An 18,694-nucleotide genomic window follows, 5' to 3' on the forward strand; every position below is an offset into this window, starting at 1 on the left:
GACAATCGGCAACGGGTGAATCATGCGCGTTGCGGATTTTGATTTTGAATTACCGCCGGAGCGCATTGCCTTGCGCCCGGCGTTTCCACGTGAAAGTGCCAAAATGCTGGTGGTGGGGGACGGCCTCGCCGACCTCACCATGGGCGATCTGCCGGGCCAGCTGCGGGCGGGCGATGTGTTGGTGTTCAACAATACCAAAGTGATCCCGGCGGCGTTGCGGGGCGTTCGCGTCGGGCGGCTGGGCACCACGCCCAAGATCGAGGCGCTGCTGCATATGCGCATTGATGAGCGGCGCTGGAAGGCGTTTGCCAAGCCGGCCAAAAAGCTGGAAGCGGGCGACCGGCTGGAATTCGGTGTGCTTCATGCGATGGTTGAAGAGAAGGGCGAAAGTGGTGAGATCACTTTGCTTTTTGACGTTGCTGGCGAAGAGCTTTTTCGCCTGTTGCATCAGGAAGGCCGAATGCCTTTGCCGCCCTACATCGAATCAAAGCGGGCGCAGGATGAGAAGGACCGGAGCGACTATCAGACTTCGTTTGCCAAAACCGAGGGCGCCGTGGCAGCACCTACGGCTGGGCTGCACTTCACACCAGAGCTGATCAAGCGGCTGCAAGTTGCTGGAATTGAATCGGAATTTTTGACCCTGCATGTGGGGGCGGGGACCTTCCTGCCGGTCAAGGCCGATGATACCAAAGACCACAAAATGCATAGCGAATGGGGCGAAATCTCGAGCGAAACAGCAGCGCGGCTGAAGCAAGTGCGCGCTAGTGGAGGCCGGATTGTTGCTGTGGGCACCACTTCGCTGCGGTTGCTCGAATCTGCAGGGCTGGAGGAGTTTTCCGGCACGACCGATATTTTCATCACGCCGGGATACGCATTCCGCGCGGTGGATGGGCTGATCACCAATTTCCATCTGCCACGCTCCACGCTGTTCATGCTGGTCAGCGCTTTCGCGGGCCTTGAACGCATGAAGCAGGCTTATGCGCATGCGATATCGTCCGAATATCGTTTCTATAGCTATGGCGATGGCAGCCTGATATGGCCCCAAAAATGACTGAAGCCATGACCCAGGAATTCTCTTTCGAGCTGCACAAAAAAGATGGCCTCGCACGGCGCGGTACGGTGCACACGAAGCATGGCGACATCCGCACCCCGGCCTTCATGCCAGTGGGCACAGTGGGCACGGTGAAGGGCCTTTACATGGAGCAGGTGAAGGGCACCGGCGCCGATATCGTTCTGGGCAATACCTATCACCTGATGCTGCGGCCGGGCGCGGAGGAAGTGGCAAAACTGGGCGGGCTTCATGCCTTCACTGGATGGCAGGGGCCGATCCTCACAGATTCTGGCGGTTTCCAGATCATGTCACTCTCCAAGATCCGCAAGATCAAGGAGGCGGGGGCCACATTCCAATCGCATATCGATGGCCGCAAATATGAACTGACGCCGGAACGCGCGATGGAAATCCAGCGGCTGCTGGGTTCTGACATCCAGATGCAGCTCGATCAATGCATCGAGTTTCCACACAGCGAAAAGGATGCCGAGAAGGCGATGCAGCTGTCGCTGCGCTGGGCCGAGCGGTCGCGCGTGGCTTTCGGCACACAGCCGGGCCACGGCAATTTTGGCATCGTGCAAGGCGGCACCAATGAGCGCTTGCGCCTTGCGAGTGCGGCGGGCCTCATGGACATCGGCTTTGAAGGCTATGCCATTGGCGGGCTCGCGGTGGGCGAAGGCCAGAAGCTGATGCTTTCCACGCTGGATTTCACCGCTCCGGCTTTGCCTGAAGACCGCCCACGCTATCTGATGGGTGTGGGCACGCCGGATGACCTGCTGGAATCCGTGGCGCGCGGTCTCGATATGTTTGATTGCGTGATGCCCACGCGCTCCGGCCGCCATGGCCAGGCGTTCACACGCTTCGGCAAGATCAATCTGCGCAATGCCAAGCACGCCACCGATACGCGCCCGTTGGATGCTGAACATCCATGCCCCGCTCTATCGCAATATAGTCGGGCCTATCTGCATCACTTGATCCGCGCCGGTGAGCTGCTGGGCATGATGCTGCTGAGCTGGGCCAACATTGCCTATTACCAATCACTGATGCAGGGCATCCGCGATGCGATTGAAGCAGGCACGTTCGAGGATTTCCGGGCGGCCACGCATGAGCAGTGGAAGCGCGGCGACATCGCCAATTAATCCTTCCGCTCGTCATCCTCGCGGGTGAGGTAGTAGGCACAAAGCACGGGGATGAATGTCACCGCCATCACGATGATGGCCACCACATTGGTAACCGGGCGCTGGCGGGGGCGGATCAGTTCGCCATACATCCAGATCGGAACGGTGGCCTGCTGGCCGGCGGTGAAGGTGGTGACGATGACTTCATCGAACGACAAAGCAAAGGCCAGCATGCCGCCGGCGAGAAGGGCCGAGGCGATCTGTGGCAGGATGATGTACCAAAACGTCTGGAAGCTGTTGGCGCCGAGATCCATTGACGCTTCGACCATGTTGCCTGAAAGGCGGCGGAAGCGCGCCAGCGCATTGTTGTAGACCACCACGATGCAGAACGTAGCGTGGCCCAGAATGATCGTCCAGGTCGAGAAGGGCAGGTTCATGATGTCGAAGGCCGACCGCAACGCAATGCCGGTGATGATGCCGGGGAGCGCGATGGGCAGAATGAACAGCAGCGAGAGCTGATCCTTGCCGAAGAATTTCGCCCGCGCGAGTGCGGCGGCGGCGAGTGTGCCGAAGATCAAAGCCAGTGCTGTGGCAATGGACGCGACTTTCAATGACAGCCAGAGCGGGGGCCAGATGTCTGGGCGGTCAAACCAGGCCACTGAGAACCAGTGAGCGGTGAGGCCCGGCGGCGGGAACTGGAATGAACGCTCTTCGGTGGTGAAGGCGTAGACGATGATCAGCACCAGCGGCAGATGCAGGAACAGGATGCCTGCTGCGGCTGCGATCTTGAGGGGCCATGAGGCTTCAGAGCGCATCGAAGGCTCCCAGTCTTTTGGCGGCCAACAGATAGAAACCCATGATGACCATGGGCACGACGGTGAAAGCTGCCGCGAGCGGAATGTCTCCGGCGGTGCCTTGCAGCGTGTAAACCGTCTGGCCGATCATCGGGCGGGAATTGCCGACGATTTGCGGGATGATGTAGTCGCCCAGCGTAAGCGAAAATGTGAAGATTGAGCCTGCGACCACGCCGGGGAAACTGAGCGGCAGGATGATGTCTTTAAACGTGCGCCGCGGCGAGGCGCCGAGATCAGCCGCGGCCTCTACATATTCGCGCGGCACGCGTTCCAGCGAGGCCTGGATGGGCAGGATCATGTAGGGCAGCCAGATATAGAGGAACACGAGAAAAGTGCCGATATAGCTGAAAGACAGGGATGAACCGCCGATCACCGGAATGGACAAAATTGCGTCCAGCAGCCAGCCCAGATGTAGCGCATTCAGCACCCAGCTGATGATGCCTTCCTTGGCGAGGATCAATTTCCAGGCATAGACCTTGACCAGATAGGACGACCAGAGCGGCATCATCACCGCCAGATAGAACAGCGCCTTGGTGCGGCCCCTGGCATAGCGCGCGGCGTAGAACGCGATGGGGTAGGCGATGATGGCGGAGAAGATGGTGACCACGGCCGCCATGGTGACGGTGCGGCCGATGGTGGTCAGGTTTGAGGGGGTGAACAGCTGGGCATAGGTGGCCAGAGTGAATTCATGGATCACCGTGCCGGAGAAATCATCGAGGTGGTAGAAGCTTTGCAGCAGCAGTGCGAGAAGTGCGCCCAAATAAACGACACCGATCCATGCCAGCGGCGGCCCCAGCAGCAGGGCTGTGAGGATATAGGAGCGCCGGTAGAAGAGGTTGGAGAGGGTGTTTAGCATTTGGAAAAAGGCCCGCCGCCTTTAGGCAGCGGGCCTCCTATTCGGGTTACTTGCCTTGAACGGCCAGATAGTCCTTGGCCCATTGCGAATAGGGGACGCATTCGCCAGAGGCTTCGCATTTGCCAATGGGGGTGCGCCAGAACTGGATCTTGTCGAAATTGGCCATGCCGTTGGTGTCGCAACCGGCATCGGTCAACAGCTCATTGCCCTTGCAGGCGGCGGGCACGGCCGGAACCGAGCCAAACCAGGCGGCGACATCGCCCTGTACCTTGGCATCAAGCGAGTGGTTGAGCCAGGCATAGGCGCAATTCGGGTGCTTTGCTTCGGCATGGAGCATGGTCGTATCGGCCCAGCCGGTTGCACCTTCTTCCGGAATGGTCGACGCAATCGGCGTCTTTTCCATCACGGCTTTGTCGGCCTGTAGCAGATTGACCTGGTAAGGCCAGGACGAGGAAGCGACCACGCCTTCATTCTTGAAGTCATCCACCTGCACGGCGGCATCACCCCAATAGCGGCCCACAAGGGCGCGCTGCTTGGTGACGAGATCGAGCGCTGCTGCGTATTGATCCTTGTTCAGTTCATAAGGGCTCTTGATGCCGAGCGCCGGGTTCTTCTTCATCAGATAAAGCGCAGCGTCAGCAATATAGATCGGGCCGTAATAGGCCTGCACGCGGCCTTTATTGCTTTTGCCGTCGGGCAGGTTCTGTTCGTCGAACACTACGCTCCAGCTCTTGGGGGGCTCGGGAAAAACCTTGGTGTTGTAGGCCAGCACATTCGGGCCCCATTGATAGGGTGTGCCATAATGCTTGCCATCCACAGTATGCCAGGGCGCATCCTGCAGGCGCTTGTCCACATTGCCCCAGTTGGCAATCTTCGAGGTATCGATGGGCTGCACTTTTTTGCCGGCCACGAGGCGCAAGCTGGCATCACCCGAAGCGGTGACAAGGTCAAAGCCGCCCTGGTTCATCAGGGTGACCATTTCATCCGAGGTGGCTGCGGTTTTGACATTGACCTTGCAGCCGGTTTCCTTTTCGAAGCCCGTCACCCAGTCATAGGCCTTGTCGCTCTCGCCACGCTCGATATAGCCGGGCCAAGCCACGATATCGACTTCGCCTTCCATGTCGGCAGCCTGCAGCGCCGTGTTGGCAGCCGCCCAGAAGGCCATGCCGGCCATGAGAGCCAAAGTTGCTGTTTGAGATGCTTTCATTCTATTCTCCCTGTTTTGAAACTCTTAACTGCCTGTAAGGTTAGACCTGAATGCGAAGATGGATCAAGGACCCGCTGGCGGTGCTAGCAAAAGGCGCTGAGGGTGGGCTTGTCGTGGAAAACGGCAAGATTTCGCAGCTGGTGGGCCGGGGTGAAAAGCCACAATGCGATTCGACTGTTGAAGCCAGTCAGCACGTGATTCTTCCCGGTCTGATCAATACGCATCATCATTTCTACCAGACGCTGACGCGGGCGCACCCCGATGCGATCAACAAGGAATTGTTCGACTGGCTGAAGGCGCTCTATCCGGTTTGGGCGCGGCTGAACCCGGAAGCCCACAGGATCGCAACGCGGCTAGCGCTGACTGAGATGATGATGTCGGGGGTAACTACCTCATCCGACCATCACTACGTGTTTCCGCCCGGGCTTGATGACGCGATGGACATTCAGGTGGACGAAGCTGTGAAGCTCGGCATGCGCATGACGGTGACGCGCGGTTCGATGAATTTGTCAGTGAAGGATGGCGGCCTGCCGCCCGACAGCGTGGTGCAGGATCAGGATACAATTCTGGCTGATTGCGAGCGGGTGATCGGCAAATATCACCAGCGCGGCGAGGGCGCGCAAATACAGATCGGGCTGGCGCCGTGTTCGCCATTTTCGGTGACTCGGGACTTGATGCGTGAGACTGCGGTGCTCGCTGAAAAGCATGATTGCCGGCTGCATACGCATCTGGCTGAGACTCATGATGAGGATGCTTTCTGCCTGGCCACCTTCAAGATGCGGCCGCTGGATTATCTGGAAGATTGCGGCTGGCTTTCATCTCGGACCTGGCTGGCACATGGCATTCATTTCAACGATGCGGATATCAAGCGGCTGGGAAAGCATGGGGTTGGCATTTGCCATTGCCCCACATCCAACATGACGCTGGCTTCGGGACGCTGCCGCACTTGTGATCTGGAAGCGGCGGGTGTGCCCGTTGGGCTGGGGGTCGATGGCTCGGCCTCCAATGACGCCTCCAACCTGATGGAGGGTGTGCGGCATGCACTGCTGCTCAACCGGTTGACCTATGGGCAGAAGGTCACGCATTTCGACGTGCTGCGCTGGGCGACACAGGGTTCGGCTGCCTGCCTGGGGCGGTCTGACATCGGGGAAATCGCGGTGGGCAAGCAGGCTGATCTTGCCATGTTCAAGCTGGATGAGTTGCGGTTCTCTGGCGCGGGAGATCCACTGGCGGCGCTGGTGCTGTGCGGCGCTCAACGGGCCGACCGGGTCATGATCGCTGGCGCATGGCGGGTGGTGGATGGCTTGCCGGTAGGCCTCGATCTGGCGCAGCTGCGCAGCCAGCATGGGCGGGCGGCAAAGGCGTTTTTGAACGCTTGACCGTGACGCAGCGCACAACTAATGAGGGCCCGCGCGCTTCAACACGCGTTGAGTGGGCCCATAGCTCAGCGGTAGAGCATCTGACTTTTAATCAGAGGGTCGTGGGTTCGAATCCCGCTGGGCTCACCATTTTCAGCAGCGTTTGTTTGCTTCATCAGTTCTTTACCAAATCCGCCACAATCCTCCCACAGAAGGCAGTTTTTGCCACATTCATAATGGGTTCAGGGGCAGACTTATCGACATGACAGCATTGGCTTTAGTGGTTCTGGCGGCGGGCATGGGCACGCGGATGAAATCTGCCACGCCCAAGGTTCTGCACAAGATTGCCGGCCGCGCGATGCTGGGCCATGTGCTGCATGCCGGCAAGGCACTGGGCGCGCAGAAGGCTGTGGTGATTCACGGACCGGATATGGCCGCGGTGCGCAATGAAGCGATGGGCGTGATCGCCTCATGTGAATTTGCCGAACAGACCGAGCGGCTGGGTACCGGGCATGCTGTTGCCATGGCGAAGCAGGCGCTGGCCGGTTTCAAGGGCACGGTGTTGGTGCTGTATGGCGATGTGCCGCTGGTGAAGGCCGATACACTGAAGGCGCTGCTTTCCAAACTGGACAGCAAGCGCAAGATGGCGGTGCTGGGATTTGAAGCCGCTGATCCGCATGGTTATGGCAGGCTGATTACCAAGGGCAAGGATGTTCTGGATATCCGCGAGCAGTTGGATGCCAAGCCTGCCGAGCGGAAAATTAAGTTGTGCAATTCCGGCATCATAGCGATCGATAATGATCTGCTGTGGGCGCTGATCCCCAAGCTTTCCAACAAGAATGCCAAGGGTGAATTCTATCTCACCGATCTGGTGAAGCTGGCCAACAAGGCCAAGACCAAGGTGGCGCTGGCATTGTGCCCGGAAATTGAAGTCGCAGGCGTGAATGACCGCAACCAGCTTTCGGTGCTGGAACGCGAGTTCCAGCGCGAGGCGCGGCGCGCGGCGATGAGCCAAGGCGCTACGCTGATTGATCCAGACACAGTGTATTTCTCGGCTGATACCAAATTGGGCCAGGACGTGGTGATCGAGCCCAATGTGTTTTTCGGCCCCGGCGTGAGCGTGGGCGATGACGTAGAGATTCTGGCGAACTCGCATCTTGAGGGCACCAGCATTGCCAAGGGTGCGCGCATCGGGCCCTTCGCGCGGTTGCGGCCGGGTGCTGAGATTGGTGAGAAGGTGCATATCGGCAATTTCGTGGAAGTGAAAAAGGCCAGGATAGGCAAGGGTGCCAAGGCCAATCACCTCTCCTACATTGGCGACGCCATTGTGGGGGCGGGCAGCAATATTGGTGCAGGCACCATCACCTGCAATTATGATGGCTATGAAAAGCACCTCACCGATATTGGCGAGAATGTTTTCGTTGGTTCCAATTCTTCTTTGGTGGCGCCGGTGAAGATCGGGGCAGGGGCGAACATTGCAGCATCGAGCGTAATCACCACGGATGTGCCGGAAGATGCGCTGGCAATCACGCGCGCACCATCCAAAATCATCGATGGCTGGGCCAAGCGCTACCGCGCCGCGCGGGCGGCGGCCAAAGCCGCCAAGCAGAAATCCTAGGAGAGCAGAACAATATGTGTGGCATCGTCGGCATTCTGGGCACCAAGCCCGTAGCACTCGATATCGTGGAAGCGCTGCGCCGCCTTGAATACCGCGGCTATGATTCAGCGGGTGTTGCCACGCTGGAAGATGGTGCCATTGCACGCCGCCGCGCGCCGGGCAAATTGCGCAATCTGGAAGACAAGCTGCGCAGCGAGCCGCTGCAAGGTACATCCGGCATTGGCCATACCCGCTGGGCCACACATGGTGTGCCGAACGAAACGAATGCCCATCCGCATATCGTGGGCGATGTGGTGCTGGTGCATAATGGCATCATCGAGAACTTTGCCGAGTTGAAGGAAGAGTTGATCCAGTCGGGTGCTAAGTTTGAAACTCAGACTGACACTGAGGTCGTCGCGCATCTGCTGGCGCAGGAACGCGCCAAGGGAACCTCACCCATTGAATCGGTGCGTGCTGTTCTGGGGAAATTACGCGGGGCATTTGCGCTGGCGATCATGTTCAAGTCGGAAGATGATCTGTTGATTGGTGCGCGCAACGGGCCGCCGCTGGCCGTGGGCCACGGGCAAGGCGAAATGTATCTGGGCTCGGATGCCATTGCGCTGGCTCCCTTCACCAACCGCATCACTTATCTTGAAGATGGCGACTGGGTTGTGGCGACGCGCAAAAGCTTCCAGATTTTCGATGCGAGCAACCGCATCGTGATCCGACCGATTTCCTTCAGCCAGGCTTCGGCCATGCTGGTGGACAAGGGCAACCACCGGCATTTCATGGCCAAGGAAATCGAAGAACAGCCGGAAGTCGTCGGCCATACGCTGGCAGAATATATCGATTTCGGCACGCGCACAGTGAAGGTGCCAGACAAACTGCCTTTTGATTTTGCCAAGCTGGACCGGATTTCGATTACGGCTTGCGGCACGGCATCCTACGCCGGGCTTGCTGCCAAATATTGGTTCGAGAAGGTGGCGCGGCTTCCTACGGAAGTTGATATCGCTTCGGAGTTCCGTTACCGCGAGGCACCGCTGACCAAGAATGGCTTGGCCATTGTGGTTTCGCAATCGGGTGAGACGGCGGATACGCTGGCGGCGCTGCGTTATTGCAAGTCGCAGGGGCAGCACACGATTGCCATTGTGAACGTGCCGGAATCCACCATTGCGCGCGAAAGCGAGCTGGTGATCCGCACTTATGCCGGGCCGGAAATCGGCGTGGCCTCCACCAAGGCCTTCACCTGCCAGTTGGCGGCACTTGCCTGCCTCGCGTTGCTGGCAGGCAAGTTGCGCGGCACGCTGACGCCAGAACTTGAACGCGAATATGTGACTGCGTTGATCGAAGCGCCGCGCCACATGACCGAAGTGCTGAAGCAGGAGAAAAACATCGCTGCAGTGGCGCATGAAATCTCCAAGGCGCGCGATGTGCTGTTCCTCGGGCGCGGGATTAATTATCCGCTCGCCCTTGAGGGCGCTCTGAAGCTCAAGGAGATTTCCTATATCCACGCTGAAGGCTATGCGGCGGGCGAGTTGAAGCATGGGCCGATCGCGCTGGTCGATGAGCATGTGCCGGTGATCGTGATTGCGCCGCGCGATGAGCTCTATGAGAAGAGCATTTCCAATATGGAGGAAGTGGCGGCGCGCGGCGGCAAGATCGTTTTGATCACCGACGACACGGCGCACAAGCAGAATGCCCACAAGGCGTTCAGGCATATCCATGTGCCGCACGCGCATGCCTTCATCAGCCCGCTGATCTATGCGATCCCAGTGCAATTACTGGCCTATCACGCTGCCGTGTTCATGGGCACCGATGTGGACCAGCCGCGCAATCTGGCGAAGAGCGTGACGGTGGAATGAAGTGGCTTGCCGCCGGCGCGATTGCATTGGCGTTGCTGACTTCGCAAGCCTCGGCCGAGATTTGGACTTATTGCGGTGAACTGAGCAGTGGCGGTGCGATGGTGCCGGCGGAGACTAGTATCTCGCGGGATGACGCCGGCAACCTGTCCGGCAACTACTCCTTCGCCTCCGGCGAGGAGATCCATCCCGGAACATTGTCGCGCGGCCACCTCACCGGCCCGGGGCGCTGGCAGTTCACCTGGCGCGATGATTACGGCACAGGCCGTCTCGATCTCCGGTTCAATGCAGATGCCAGTGCCTTTGACGGCGTCTGGGGTACGGGCAGGGACAAGCCGCAGCAGCCTTGGAATGGCAAGCTGGGTGTCGCTTGCTTCGCAGCCCCCACCAGCTGACATCGCCCAACAACTGACATTGCGTTCACGCGCTGTTGATGGAGAGTGACTTTACATCGGGGGTCTCACACCCGATGTTAGGCTTCAAGATTGAACGCATTATCGGAGCTCCAGATGACCATTCTCAAACGCCGCGCTTTCCTCACTGCCTTGCTGGCCACTTCGCTTTCAGGCGGTCTGCTGGCCTATCGTGCTGTGGCCGCCGAAAAGGCGGTGATGGTTCCTGCGCCCGAAATGGCCGAGCCTGCGGGCGATGTGGCATCAGAGAAAATCGTGCTGGCCGGCGGTTGCTTCTGGGGTGTGCAGGGCGTGTTCCAGCATGTGAAGGGCGTGACCAATGCGGTTTCGGGCTATGCCGGCGGCAAGGCTGACACGGCCAAGTATGACTTGGTGAGCAATGGCGATACGGGCCATGCCGAATCCGTTGAGATCACCTTCGACCCCAAGGTGGTGAACCTGGCCACGCTGCTGCAGATCTATTTCTCGGTGGTGCACGATCCCACACAGCTGAACTATCAGGGCCCGGATGAGGGCACGCAATATCGCTCTGCGATTTTCCCGTTCAGCGATGCACAGGCCAAGGTGGCGCAGGCTTATATTGACCAGCTGGACAAGGCCAAGGTGTTCAAGGCGAAGATCGTGACCACGCTGGAGCCCGGCAAAACATTCTATCCGGCCGAGGATTATCACCAGGATTACCTGACACTCAATCCGCACCAGCCCTATATCGCCTATAACGATATTCCGAAGGTGGAAAACCTGTCCAAGGTGTTCCCGCAGCTTTACAGCGAAAAGCCGAAACTGGTGAAGGGCTGAGGCCCTTCAATCATCACTGCGCGGCGGTGCCCCGGTAGAGCAACCGTGTGCCCTTGCTGAGGCTATACATCCCATGGGCGCGCACCAGCTTGTAGCTGCCCGCCGTCCAGGTGACAGCGCCGGGGCGGATGATACGCTTGGCGATGAGGGGTGCCTTTTCCCAGGGCAAATGCAGCTCGGCGCGCGTCTGGTCGCCGCCCATCGGGAACACGACGAAGGCCGAGACCGTGTTGGCGCTGGGCGTGGTCGGGTCCAACCGGTGGCCCACCTCAAAGGCGCGCACGCAGCGGGCCTGCACAACGGACCACACATAGCCGGCGGGGCCGATGCAACCATGGGCATCCTTGCTGCCGCCGACCATTTGCGCCGCGGAGGCGGCTGAGGACAGCAACGCCAACCCTACGAGTGATGCGAGAATTGATTTCATGCGACAGCCCCTTCCGTCTTCCCAAGTGGAAGAAGGTTATGGGCATGGCCGCGCAATGACAATGGAAAAGCGATCATCTCATGCGCTGGCCCGCAGGGAAAAAGGGGAGGGGATGTTTCTGCCGAACCTTGTGCCGACCAGAATTCTGAGGAAGAAAGAAAGGGCCAAAGCCCGGCGTGATGGCGCAAAGCGTTCCCGCCGCCCATGCGTTTCGCCGCGCCCGCTTGCGCGGGAATGGCGATGGAGCAGGGGTTTTGGAAACGGTTTTGATCCACCGAAACGCAGCGATTTTAAATCCGGGGCTGATATTGGTCAGCCATTGAAGGCGCTTGGGTCTTAGTGCCCAAGGTCCAGAACCGGAGCTCCCGGAAGACTGAAGGGAGTTAGGCTTCAGCTTGCAGGCGCTGCCATCTTTTTCGCGATACGAGAACTCTGTGTACAGCATCGTCCCCTCCTTTTGAAAAAGACTGGGGCGGATGTATATAAATTATATTCCTTTGTAAAGGAATATTTTCAGGTTCGCCAACTTTTGGTGTGAAGGCCCTTGATGCGGGAAAATTCGCGGACGTTTCCGGTGAGCAAGGTGAGGCCTTCGGCGCGGGCGATGGCGCCGATCAGAATGTCCAGGTTTCCAATCATTTTGCCCTGTGCCTCAAGTTCGGCGCGGATCACGCCGGCATGACGCGCTGCTTCAGTGTTGAAGGGCAGGATCTGAAACCGCGAAATGAAGTCTTCAATGATGTGCAGCCGGGTCTCCGGCGCATCATAGGAGGCAGCGCCGTAGAAAAGTTCATAGGCAGTAATGTCTGAAAGCGCTGCTTCTGTGGCATGTTCGCGCAGCATCCGGGCCACGGCAGGCGTGCGCTTTCTCAGCGCGTGAACACAAAAATCAGTGTCCAGCAAATAGCGGATCACTTCCACTTCCGTGATTGCGGCAGGTCCTGGTTGCGATCGCTGAGGAAATCCTCATCAATGCCCGGCGTGGAGAAAAACGTTTCCCAGTCGCTCTTCACAAGCGGGGTGATGAGCAAGCCGTTGCCCTGACGAGTGATTTCCACGTTCTTGACGCTATCTGGAAAGGCGAGGGCCTTGGGCACGCGGATGGCTTGGGTCTGGTTGTTTTTGAAGACGGTGGAGCGGGACATGAGGGAGTGTATATACACTTTGTATATACAAGTCAAATAGGCGCTTAAGCTCTACATGGCACCAAAAGCAGAAGATGCTAATCTCAGGGGACACGTTGAGGTGTAAATGGTCAAAATTCAGGATGTTACAGGCTGGCGGGACACTTACTGGGGCATGGGCGTAGCCGAAGTTTCCGCAGTTACCGGACAAGAGTACCTTGTTGAGAATACCAATGAGGACTTCAAAGGGCTGATCGGATTATTGAAAATCCCGCTTGTTTACATCTCTGATGAAGAGTTTGAAATTGTATTTCAATTTGAGAAAAGCACGAGAAGGCTGGCACAGGTCCATATTCGGTCAAAGGGAAATTTCACAGGCAATAGCGCAACCCCGCTTCACGCGGCGAAGCGCGTTTTGACGGAAAGTTACGGCACGTCGGAACGAATCGGGACTCGAGATTGTTGGGTATGGCAATTCCCGACAACAACTATTGAGCTGTTTCATACGGCTATTGCAGATATTAGTTCGTTTACAGCAATTCGGTTCACGCCAACAATCAACTACCAAGAAATGGTGCGTTCGCCCGCATTTTGATTGCGTTACTCGTCGCATCCTTGCGCAGAACATCCAGTCAATGTGCAGGCCTTCATTACGCAAGCCGCGCCGGATGAGGCTGAGAGCGCGGGTGCGCTGATGCTGACATCATTCCAGGTGGCGATTTCAGCGGGTGCCATCATTGGCGGATTGCTGATCGATCACATCGGTTCGCTGGGTGTGTTTGGCTTTGCCGGCATTATAGCGCTGGCGGGGACCATCCTGGTTTCGCTTCGCAAGGTTGTGTTGGCGCAGGCGGCTTAGCTACTTCGCCAGTTCCTGCACTTCGACCGTCTTTGACTTGCGGGCATAGAGGCACAGCATTTGCCCGGTGGCATTCTTCATGTGCTTTTGCGGATAGGTGCCGGTGACGATGCGGGCGTCATAACCCACAGTGTCGGAGAAGCCGGTAGGGGCGGAAACTTTGGCGTTCTTGAAACCGGTGGCGGCGATGCAGGCCTTGGCGCTGGCTTTGTTGAGCGCGGCCCAAGCGGCATCGGACGACGCCAAGGCGGGTGTTGCGGCCAAACCGATGGCCGTGAACAGCATGAAAAGTGCAAGTTTCATTCGGGTCTCTTTTCCCCTGTGAAGCTGGACGCTCAATTCGGAGGAGGGGCAGGGGGCGTGTTCGCGTGACCACGATGTGAGCGGTTGTTTTTACCGGCGTGATACCAGAATTCCATCGCTACGCATCTGCCGTTCAGAATGCTGAACATCTGGTCGTCCGGGCATTGCGGCAGGAAGCTGGCGTCACGCAGCGCAAAGGCCGGGCTGACGGCCACCGTGCTGACCAGGAGGACCGCGAGCGTGGCGCGCTTCAGAAGGCCGATTTTCGTCGTCATGGAACACCTCGTGATTTGGCTTTGCCGCGCCTGCCAGTCTCGCACTGGCCCGGCGCAGCGTCAACATTGAAAGCCGCTATTCCGCTGCTTCCCGGCGTGGGCGCTTGAGCACGTCCTTCAGGTAATGGCCGGTATAGCTGCGCTTTTCCGCAGCCACATCTTCAGGTGTGCCGACTGCGACGATCTCGCCGCCGCCATCACCGCCTTCCGGGCCCATGTCGATGATCCAGTCCGCCGTCTTGATGACTTCGAGATTGTGCTCGATGACGACCATCGAATTGCCCTGGTCAACCAGTTCGTGGAGGACTTCGAGCAGCTTTTTCACGTCGTGGAAATGCAGTCCGGTCGTGGGCTCGTCCAAGAGATAGAGCGTGCGGCCGGTGGCGCGCTTGCTGAGCTCCTTGGCCAGCTTCACGCGCTGCGCTTCGCCGCCGGAGAGCGTTGTCGCCTGCTGGCCGACCTTGATGTAGCCGAGGCCCACGCGTTCCAGCGTTTCCATCTTGTCGCGCACACTTGGCACGGCGCGGAAGAATTCGGCGGCTTCGGCCACCGTCATGTCGAGCACGTCAGCGATCGACTTGTCCTTGAATTTCACCTCAAGGGTTTCGCGGTTGTAGCGGTGGCCCTTGCATTCATCGCAGGTGACATAGACATCCGGCAGGAAGTGCATCTCGATCTTGATGACCCCGTCGCCCTGGCAGGTTTCGCAGCGGCCACCCTTCACGTTGAAGGAGAAGCGGCCCGGGCCATAGCCGCGCGCCTTGGCTTCGGGGAGACCTGCGAACCAGTCACGAATGAAGGTGAAGGCGCCAGTGTAAGTGGCGGGGTTGGAGCGCGGCGTGCGGCCGATGGGGCTCTGGTCGATATCGATGATCTTGTCGAGATGCTCGATGCCGGTGATCGTATCATGGGCGAGCGGGGCTTCGCGCGTGCCCATCAATTTGCGGGCGAGGCCGCGATACATCGTATCCACGACAAGCGTGGATTTGCCGCCACCGGATACACCGGTCACGCAAGTGAACACGCCCAGCGGAATTTCTGCCGAGACATTCTTCAAGTTGTTGGCGCGGGCACCCTTCACCACGATCTTGCGGCTCTTGTCGATCTTGCGGCGCTTCAGCGGCACCGGCACCTGCTGGAAGCCGGTGAGATATTGGCCGGTGAGCGAGGCGGGGTTGGCCATCACCTGTTCGGGCGTGCCTTCGGCGACGATCTTGCCGCCATTGACGCCGGCACCGGGGCCGATATCGAGAACGTAATCCGCCAAGCGGATCGCGTCTTCGTCATGCTCCACCACGATCACCGTGTTGCCGAGATCGCGCAAGTGCGTGAGGGTTTGCAAGAGGCGGGCATTGTCGCGCTGGTGCAGGCCGATGGATGGCTCGTCTAAAACATAAAGAACACCGGTGAGGCCGCTGCCGATTTGTGACGCGAGGCGGATGCGCTGGCTTTCGCCGCCCGACAGCGTGCCGGAGACGCGGCTCATCGACAGGTAATCCAGACCCACATCGACCAGGAATTTCAGGCGGTCGCGGATCTCTTTCAAAATACGCACCGCAATTTCATTCTGCTTTGACGTGAGCTTGCCGGCGAGTTCACCAAACCACTTGTCGGCCTCGCGGATGGAGAATTGCGAAACCTGGCCGATATGCAGCTTGTCGATCTTGATGGCCAAGGTCTGCGGCTTCAGGCGGTAACCGTGGCAGGCGGCGCATTCATGATCCGACTGATAGACGGCGAGTTCCTCACGCATCCATTCACTATCGGTTTCGCGCCAGCGGCGTTCGATATTGCCGATCACACCTTCAAAGGGCTTCTTGTTCTTATAGGTGCGCAAGCCGTCATCATAGGTGAAGGTGACTTCCTCATCGCCGGTGCCGTTGAGGATCACGTCCTTGATCTTTTTGGGCAGGTCCTTCCATGGCGTGGTCATCGAGAATTTGTAGTGCTTGGCCAGCGCCTCAAGCGTCTGAGTATAATAGGGAGAGGTGGCGCCGGTCTTGGCCCAGGGGGCAATCGCTCCCTGGCGCAGCGACATGGCGCTATCGGGCACGACCAGTTCCGGCTCGAATTTCAATTCAGTGCCCAGGCCGTCACAAGTGGGGCAGGCGCCGAAGGGATTGTTGAACGAGAAGATGCGCGGCTCGATCTCGTCAATCGTAAAGCCTGAAACCGGGCAGGCAAAGCGCTGCGAGAACATGATGCGCTCATGGGTTTCATTGGCACTTTTGTTGGCGCTGTCGCCTTCCTTGGTCTGCGAGGCGGGCAACGGCTTGTCGGCAAATTCGGCAATGGCCAAGCCGTCAGCGAGCTTGAGCGCGGTTTCGAATGAGTCGGCGAGGCGCGTGGCGAGGTCGGGCTTCACCACGATACGGTCCACCACCACGTCAATGTCGTGCTTGTATTTCTTGTCGAGCGCGGGCACCGCGTCGATCTCGTAGAAGGTGCCATCCACCTTGACGCGCTGGAAGCCCTTCTTCTGGTATTCGGCGAATTCCTTCTTGTATTCGCCTTTGCGCCCGCGCACCACGGGAGCGAGCAGGAAGAGGCGCGTGCCTTCGGGCAGCGCCATGGTGCGGTCCACCATCTGGCTCACGCTTTGGGCTTCAATCGGAAGACCGGTGGCCGGTGAATAGGGGATGCCGACGCGGGCATAGAGCAGGCGCAAATAGTCATAGATTTCGGTGACGGTGCCCACGGTGGAACGCGGGTTGCGGCTTGTCGTCTTCTGCTCGATGGAAATGGCGGGTGAGAGACCGTCAATCTGGTCCACATCCGGCTTTTGCATCATTTCGAGGAACTGGCGGGCATAGGCGCTCAGTGATTCCACATAGCGGCGCTGGCCTTCGGCATAAATCGTGTCGAAGGCGAGTGACGACTTGCCGGAGCCGGACAGGCCCGTGAAAACAATCAGCTTGTCGCGGGGCAGTTCAACGGAGACATTTTTGAGGTTGTGCTCGCGGGCACCCTGAATCGTGATCGATTTTGTGGACATGAGACCTGACTAGAATAAAACGAGAACATGTGCAATGCACACGAGTATAGGCTGGGGTAAGACGCATATATGGCAGTTGATTCTGAGATATCCACAGGCGGGCAGGACAAGCATGCGATTTTGCACGCGCGCTTCGGTTTTAACAGTTTCCGCCCCGGCCAGGAAAAGATCGTGGATTGGCTGGCGGCGGGGCAGCATGTTCTGGCGGTGATGCCTACGGGTGCCGGGAAATCTTTGTGTTTTCAGGTTCCTGCTTTGATGCGTGGCGGGGTGTGCATTGTGGTGTCGCCGCTGGTGGCCTTGATGAAAGATCAGGTCGAGGGGCTGAAGCTCGATGGGATCAGCGCCGAGACGATCAATTCGTCGCAGAGCCGGGAAGAGAATGTAGAGATCTGGAAGCGCGTGGCGGCGGGCGAAGTGGCGTTTCTGTACCTCTCGCCGGAGCGGCTGATGGATGGGCGCATGTTGCAGGCGCTGGCGCGGCTGCCGGTGGGGCTTGTTGCAGTTGATGAGGCGCATTGCATTTCACAATGGGGGGCCTCGTTCCGGCCGGAATATGATGCGCTTCAGGGCTTGCGCGCGGCGCTGCCCGACGTGCCGATTGGCGCGTTCACAGCGACGGCTGATGCGGCCACGCAGAAAGACATTGCGCAGAAGCTGTTTGGAGGGCGGGCCAACATCCAACTCTCCGGATTTGACCGGCCGAATATTCGCCTGCATGTGGCGCGCAAGGACAACAAGACGCGCCAGCTGCTGGATTTTGTCGAGAGCCGCAAGGGTGAGAGCGGCATCGTCTATGCGCTGTCGCGGGCGCGCACCGAGGCCTTGGCTGATGAGCTGAATGCCGGTGGGCACCGGGCGCTCGCCTATCATGCCGGTCTGCCTGCCGAGCAGCGCGCCGAGGTACAGAACCTGTTCATGACCGAGCCGGGCTTGATTGTGTGTGCCACCATTGCTTTCGGCATGGGCATCGACAAGCCGGATGTGCGGTTTGTGTTTCATGCCGATTTGCCTTCCACGCTGGAGGCCTATTATCAGGAGATCGGGCGCGCGGGCCGTGATGGCGAGGCGGCGGATGCGTATATGATTTTCGGCATGGAGGATGCGGCCAAGCGGCGGCGCTTCATCAATATGGAAAGCAGTGACGAAGCGCGGCGCAAGTCGGAAGGCATCAGGCTTTCCAAGCTGGTGGATTTTGCCGAGGCCAAGAGCTGCAGACGGCAGGCGTTGCTGTCGTACTTCGGGCAGGCGTCTGAGACATGTGGCAATTGCGATAATTGCTTGGGGCTGAGTTCTGTTGCCTCGCCACGGCCCACCAAGAAGGTGGCGCGTGCGGACGCGATGCGCGAGGCGGTGGCCGGTGGGCTGAATGAGGCCTTGCTGCAACGCCTGAAGGCGTTGCGCTTCAAGCTGGCGCAGGCCAAGCGCGTGCCGGCCTATGTGATTTTCCATGACCGGGTGCTGATTGAAATGGCGCGCGAAAAGCCGCTGACCGAAATGGATCTGGGCGAGATTTCAGGAGTGGGGCCTGCGAAGCTGGAAAAATTTGGGCGCGCGTTCCTGGCCGAAATTGCAAGTTATATCGAGGCTGGCGGTTGAACGG

At 58.8% G+C, this 18,694-nt stretch carries 19 protein-coding genes and 1 tRNA gene; 11 read left to right on the top strand and 9 right to left on the bottom strand.

From position 1 onward, the window contains the following. Positions 1-22 precede the first annotated feature (22 nt). Together queA and tgt are read left to right on the top strand one after the other, a co-directional pair. Positions 23-1,051, top strand: coding sequence for a tRNA preQ1(34) S-adenosylmethionine ribosyltransferase-isomerase QueA (queA, locus tag F8B91_RS03625; protein ID WP_196502345.1), 1,029 nt, complete (start codon positions 23-25; stop codon positions 1,049-1,051). 8 nt (positions 1,052-1,059) lie between these two features. Then, positions 1,060-2,187: a tRNA guanosine(34) transglycosylase Tgt gene (tgt, locus tag F8B91_RS03630; protein WP_196503878.1), complete on the top strand. Its 1,128-nt coding sequence runs from the start codon at positions 1,060-1,062 to the stop codon at positions 2,185-2,187. Here tgt and F8B91_RS03635 read toward each other — a convergent pair. The 3 genes from F8B91_RS03635 to F8B91_RS03645 are packed head-to-tail and all read right to left on the bottom strand — an operon-like array spanning position 2,184 to position 5,050. Beyond that, complete coding sequence (locus F8B91_RS03635; RefSeq protein ID WP_196502346.1) at positions 2,184-2,981, bottom strand: ABC transporter permease; 798 nt, start codon at positions 2,979-2,981, stop codon at positions 2,184-2,186. The genes tgt and F8B91_RS03635 overlap by 4 nt on opposite strands. After that, positions 2,971-3,876 (bottom strand): ABC transporter permease, encoded by a 906-nt coding sequence (locus tag F8B91_RS03640; RefSeq protein ID WP_196502347.1) that lies wholly within the window; start codon positions 3,874-3,876, stop codon positions 2,971-2,973. Before F8B91_RS03640 ends, F8B91_RS03635 begins: the two co-directional genes overlap by 11 nt. A 46-nt stretch (positions 3,877-3,922) precedes the next feature. Next, the gene (locus F8B91_RS03645; RefSeq protein ID WP_246715098.1) at positions 3,923-5,050 is read right to left on the bottom strand and encodes an ABC transporter substrate-binding protein; all 1,128 of its coding nucleotides are present in this window, start codon (positions 5,048-5,050) and stop codon (positions 3,923-3,925) included. Positions 5,051-5,133: 83 nt separating this feature from the next. On the opposite strand from F8B91_RS03645, the gene F8B91_RS03650 reads away from it, so the two are divergent. From F8B91_RS03650 to msrA, 6 genes are all read left to right on the top strand, one after another. Continuing rightward, positions 5,134-6,462: an 8-oxoguanine deaminase gene (locus F8B91_RS03650; protein WP_196502349.1), complete on the top strand. Its 1,329-nt coding sequence runs from the start codon at positions 5,134-5,136 to the stop codon at positions 6,460-6,462. Positions 6,463-6,516: 54 nt separating this feature from the next. Beyond that, positions 6,517-6,591 (top strand) — tRNA-Lys (locus tag F8B91_RS03655). Between the two features lie 112 nt (positions 6,592-6,703). Continuing rightward, the gene (gene glmU, locus F8B91_RS03660; protein ID WP_210324324.1) at positions 6,704-8,059 is read left to right on the top strand and encodes a bifunctional UDP-N-acetylglucosamine diphosphorylase/glucosamine-1-phosphate N-acetyltransferase GlmU; all 1,356 of its coding nucleotides are present in this window, start codon (positions 6,704-6,706) and stop codon (positions 8,057-8,059) included. Positions 8,060-8,073: 14 nt separating this feature from the next. Continuing rightward, complete coding sequence (gene glmS, locus F8B91_RS03665) at positions 8,074-9,900, top strand: glutamine--fructose-6-phosphate transaminase (isomerizing) (protein WP_196502350.1); 1,827 nt, start codon at positions 8,074-8,076, stop codon at positions 9,898-9,900. Then, on the top strand, positions 9,897-10,292 hold the full coding sequence (locus F8B91_RS03670; protein WP_196502351.1) for a hypothetical protein: 396 nt from the start codon (positions 9,897-9,899) through the stop codon (positions 10,290-10,292). The genes glmS and F8B91_RS03670 overlap by 4 nt, the downstream gene beginning before the upstream one ends. A gap of 114 nt (positions 10,293-10,406) precedes the next feature. After that, on the top strand, positions 10,407-11,108 hold the full coding sequence (gene msrA, locus F8B91_RS03675) for a peptide-methionine (S)-S-oxide reductase MsrA (protein ID WP_196502352.1): 702 nt from the start codon (positions 10,407-10,409) through the stop codon (positions 11,106-11,108). 13 nt (positions 11,109-11,121) lie between these two features. On the opposite strand, the gene F8B91_RS03680 is transcribed toward msrA, so the two are convergent. The 3 genes from F8B91_RS03680 to vapB all read right to left on the bottom strand — a co-directional run bounded on the left by F8B91_RS03680 (position 11,122) and on the right by vapB (position 12,680). Further along, positions 11,122-11,535 (bottom strand): hypothetical protein, encoded by a 414-nt coding sequence (locus F8B91_RS03680; protein ID WP_196502353.1) that lies wholly within the window; start codon positions 11,533-11,535, stop codon positions 11,122-11,124. A 513-nt stretch (positions 11,536-12,048) separates the two neighbouring features. Continuing rightward, positions 12,049-12,450: a PIN domain-containing protein gene (locus F8B91_RS03685; RefSeq protein ID WP_196502354.1), complete on the bottom strand. Its 402-nt coding sequence runs from the start codon at positions 12,448-12,450 to the stop codon at positions 12,049-12,051. Continuing rightward, on the bottom strand, positions 12,447-12,680 hold the full coding sequence (gene vapB, locus F8B91_RS03690; RefSeq protein ID WP_196502355.1) for a type II toxin-antitoxin system VapB family antitoxin: 234 nt from the start codon (positions 12,678-12,680) through the stop codon (positions 12,447-12,449). Before vapB ends, F8B91_RS03685 begins: the two co-directional genes overlap by 4 nt. Positions 12,681-12,786: 106 nt before the next feature. Between vapB and F8B91_RS03695 the strand changes: the two genes are divergently transcribed. Next, positions 12,787-13,254 carry a hypothetical protein gene (locus F8B91_RS03695; protein ID WP_196502356.1) on the top strand — a complete coding sequence of 156 codons (468 nt, stop codon included), beginning with the start codon at positions 12,787-12,789 and terminating at the stop codon, positions 13,252-13,254. A gap of 42 nt (positions 13,255-13,296) precedes the next feature. Then, the gene (locus tag F8B91_RS03700) at positions 13,297-13,518 is read left to right on the top strand and encodes a hypothetical protein (RefSeq protein ID WP_196502357.1); all 222 of its coding nucleotides are present in this window, start codon (positions 13,297-13,299) and stop codon (positions 13,516-13,518) included. Here the strand turns inward: F8B91_RS03700 and F8B91_RS03705 are convergent, their stop codons facing one another. The 3 genes from F8B91_RS03705 to uvrA all read right to left on the bottom strand — a co-directional run bounded on the left by F8B91_RS03705 (position 13,519) and on the right by uvrA (position 17,091). After that, positions 13,519-13,821 (bottom strand): hypothetical protein, encoded by a 303-nt coding sequence (locus F8B91_RS03705; protein ID WP_196502358.1) that lies wholly within the window; start codon positions 13,819-13,821, stop codon positions 13,519-13,521. 32 nt (positions 13,822-13,853) lie between these two features. Further along, positions 13,854-14,096 carry a hypothetical protein gene (locus F8B91_RS03710; protein ID WP_196502359.1) on the bottom strand — a complete coding sequence of 81 codons (243 nt, stop codon included), beginning with the start codon at positions 14,094-14,096 and terminating at the stop codon, positions 13,854-13,856. Between the two features lie 76 nt (positions 14,097-14,172). Next, a complete protein-coding gene (uvrA, locus tag F8B91_RS03715; protein ID WP_196502360.1) occupies positions 14,173-17,091 on the bottom strand; it encodes an excinuclease ABC subunit UvrA in 2,919 nt (972 codons plus the stop codon). Between the two features lie 69 nt (positions 17,092-17,160). Here uvrA and F8B91_RS03720 point away from each other — a divergent pair, with 69 nt between their 5' ends. Continuing rightward, positions 17,161-18,690 carry a RecQ family ATP-dependent DNA helicase gene (locus F8B91_RS03720; RefSeq protein ID WP_196502361.1) on the top strand — a complete coding sequence of 510 codons (1,530 nt, stop codon included), beginning with the start codon at positions 17,161-17,163 and terminating at the stop codon, positions 18,688-18,690. Positions 18,691-18,694 lie beyond the last annotated feature (4 nt).

Source organism: Aestuariivirga litoralis (genome assembly GCF_015714715.1).
Taxonomy (GTDB): Bacteria; Pseudomonadota; Alphaproteobacteria; order Rhizobiales; family Aestuariivirgaceae; genus Aestuariivirga; species Aestuariivirga litoralis_A.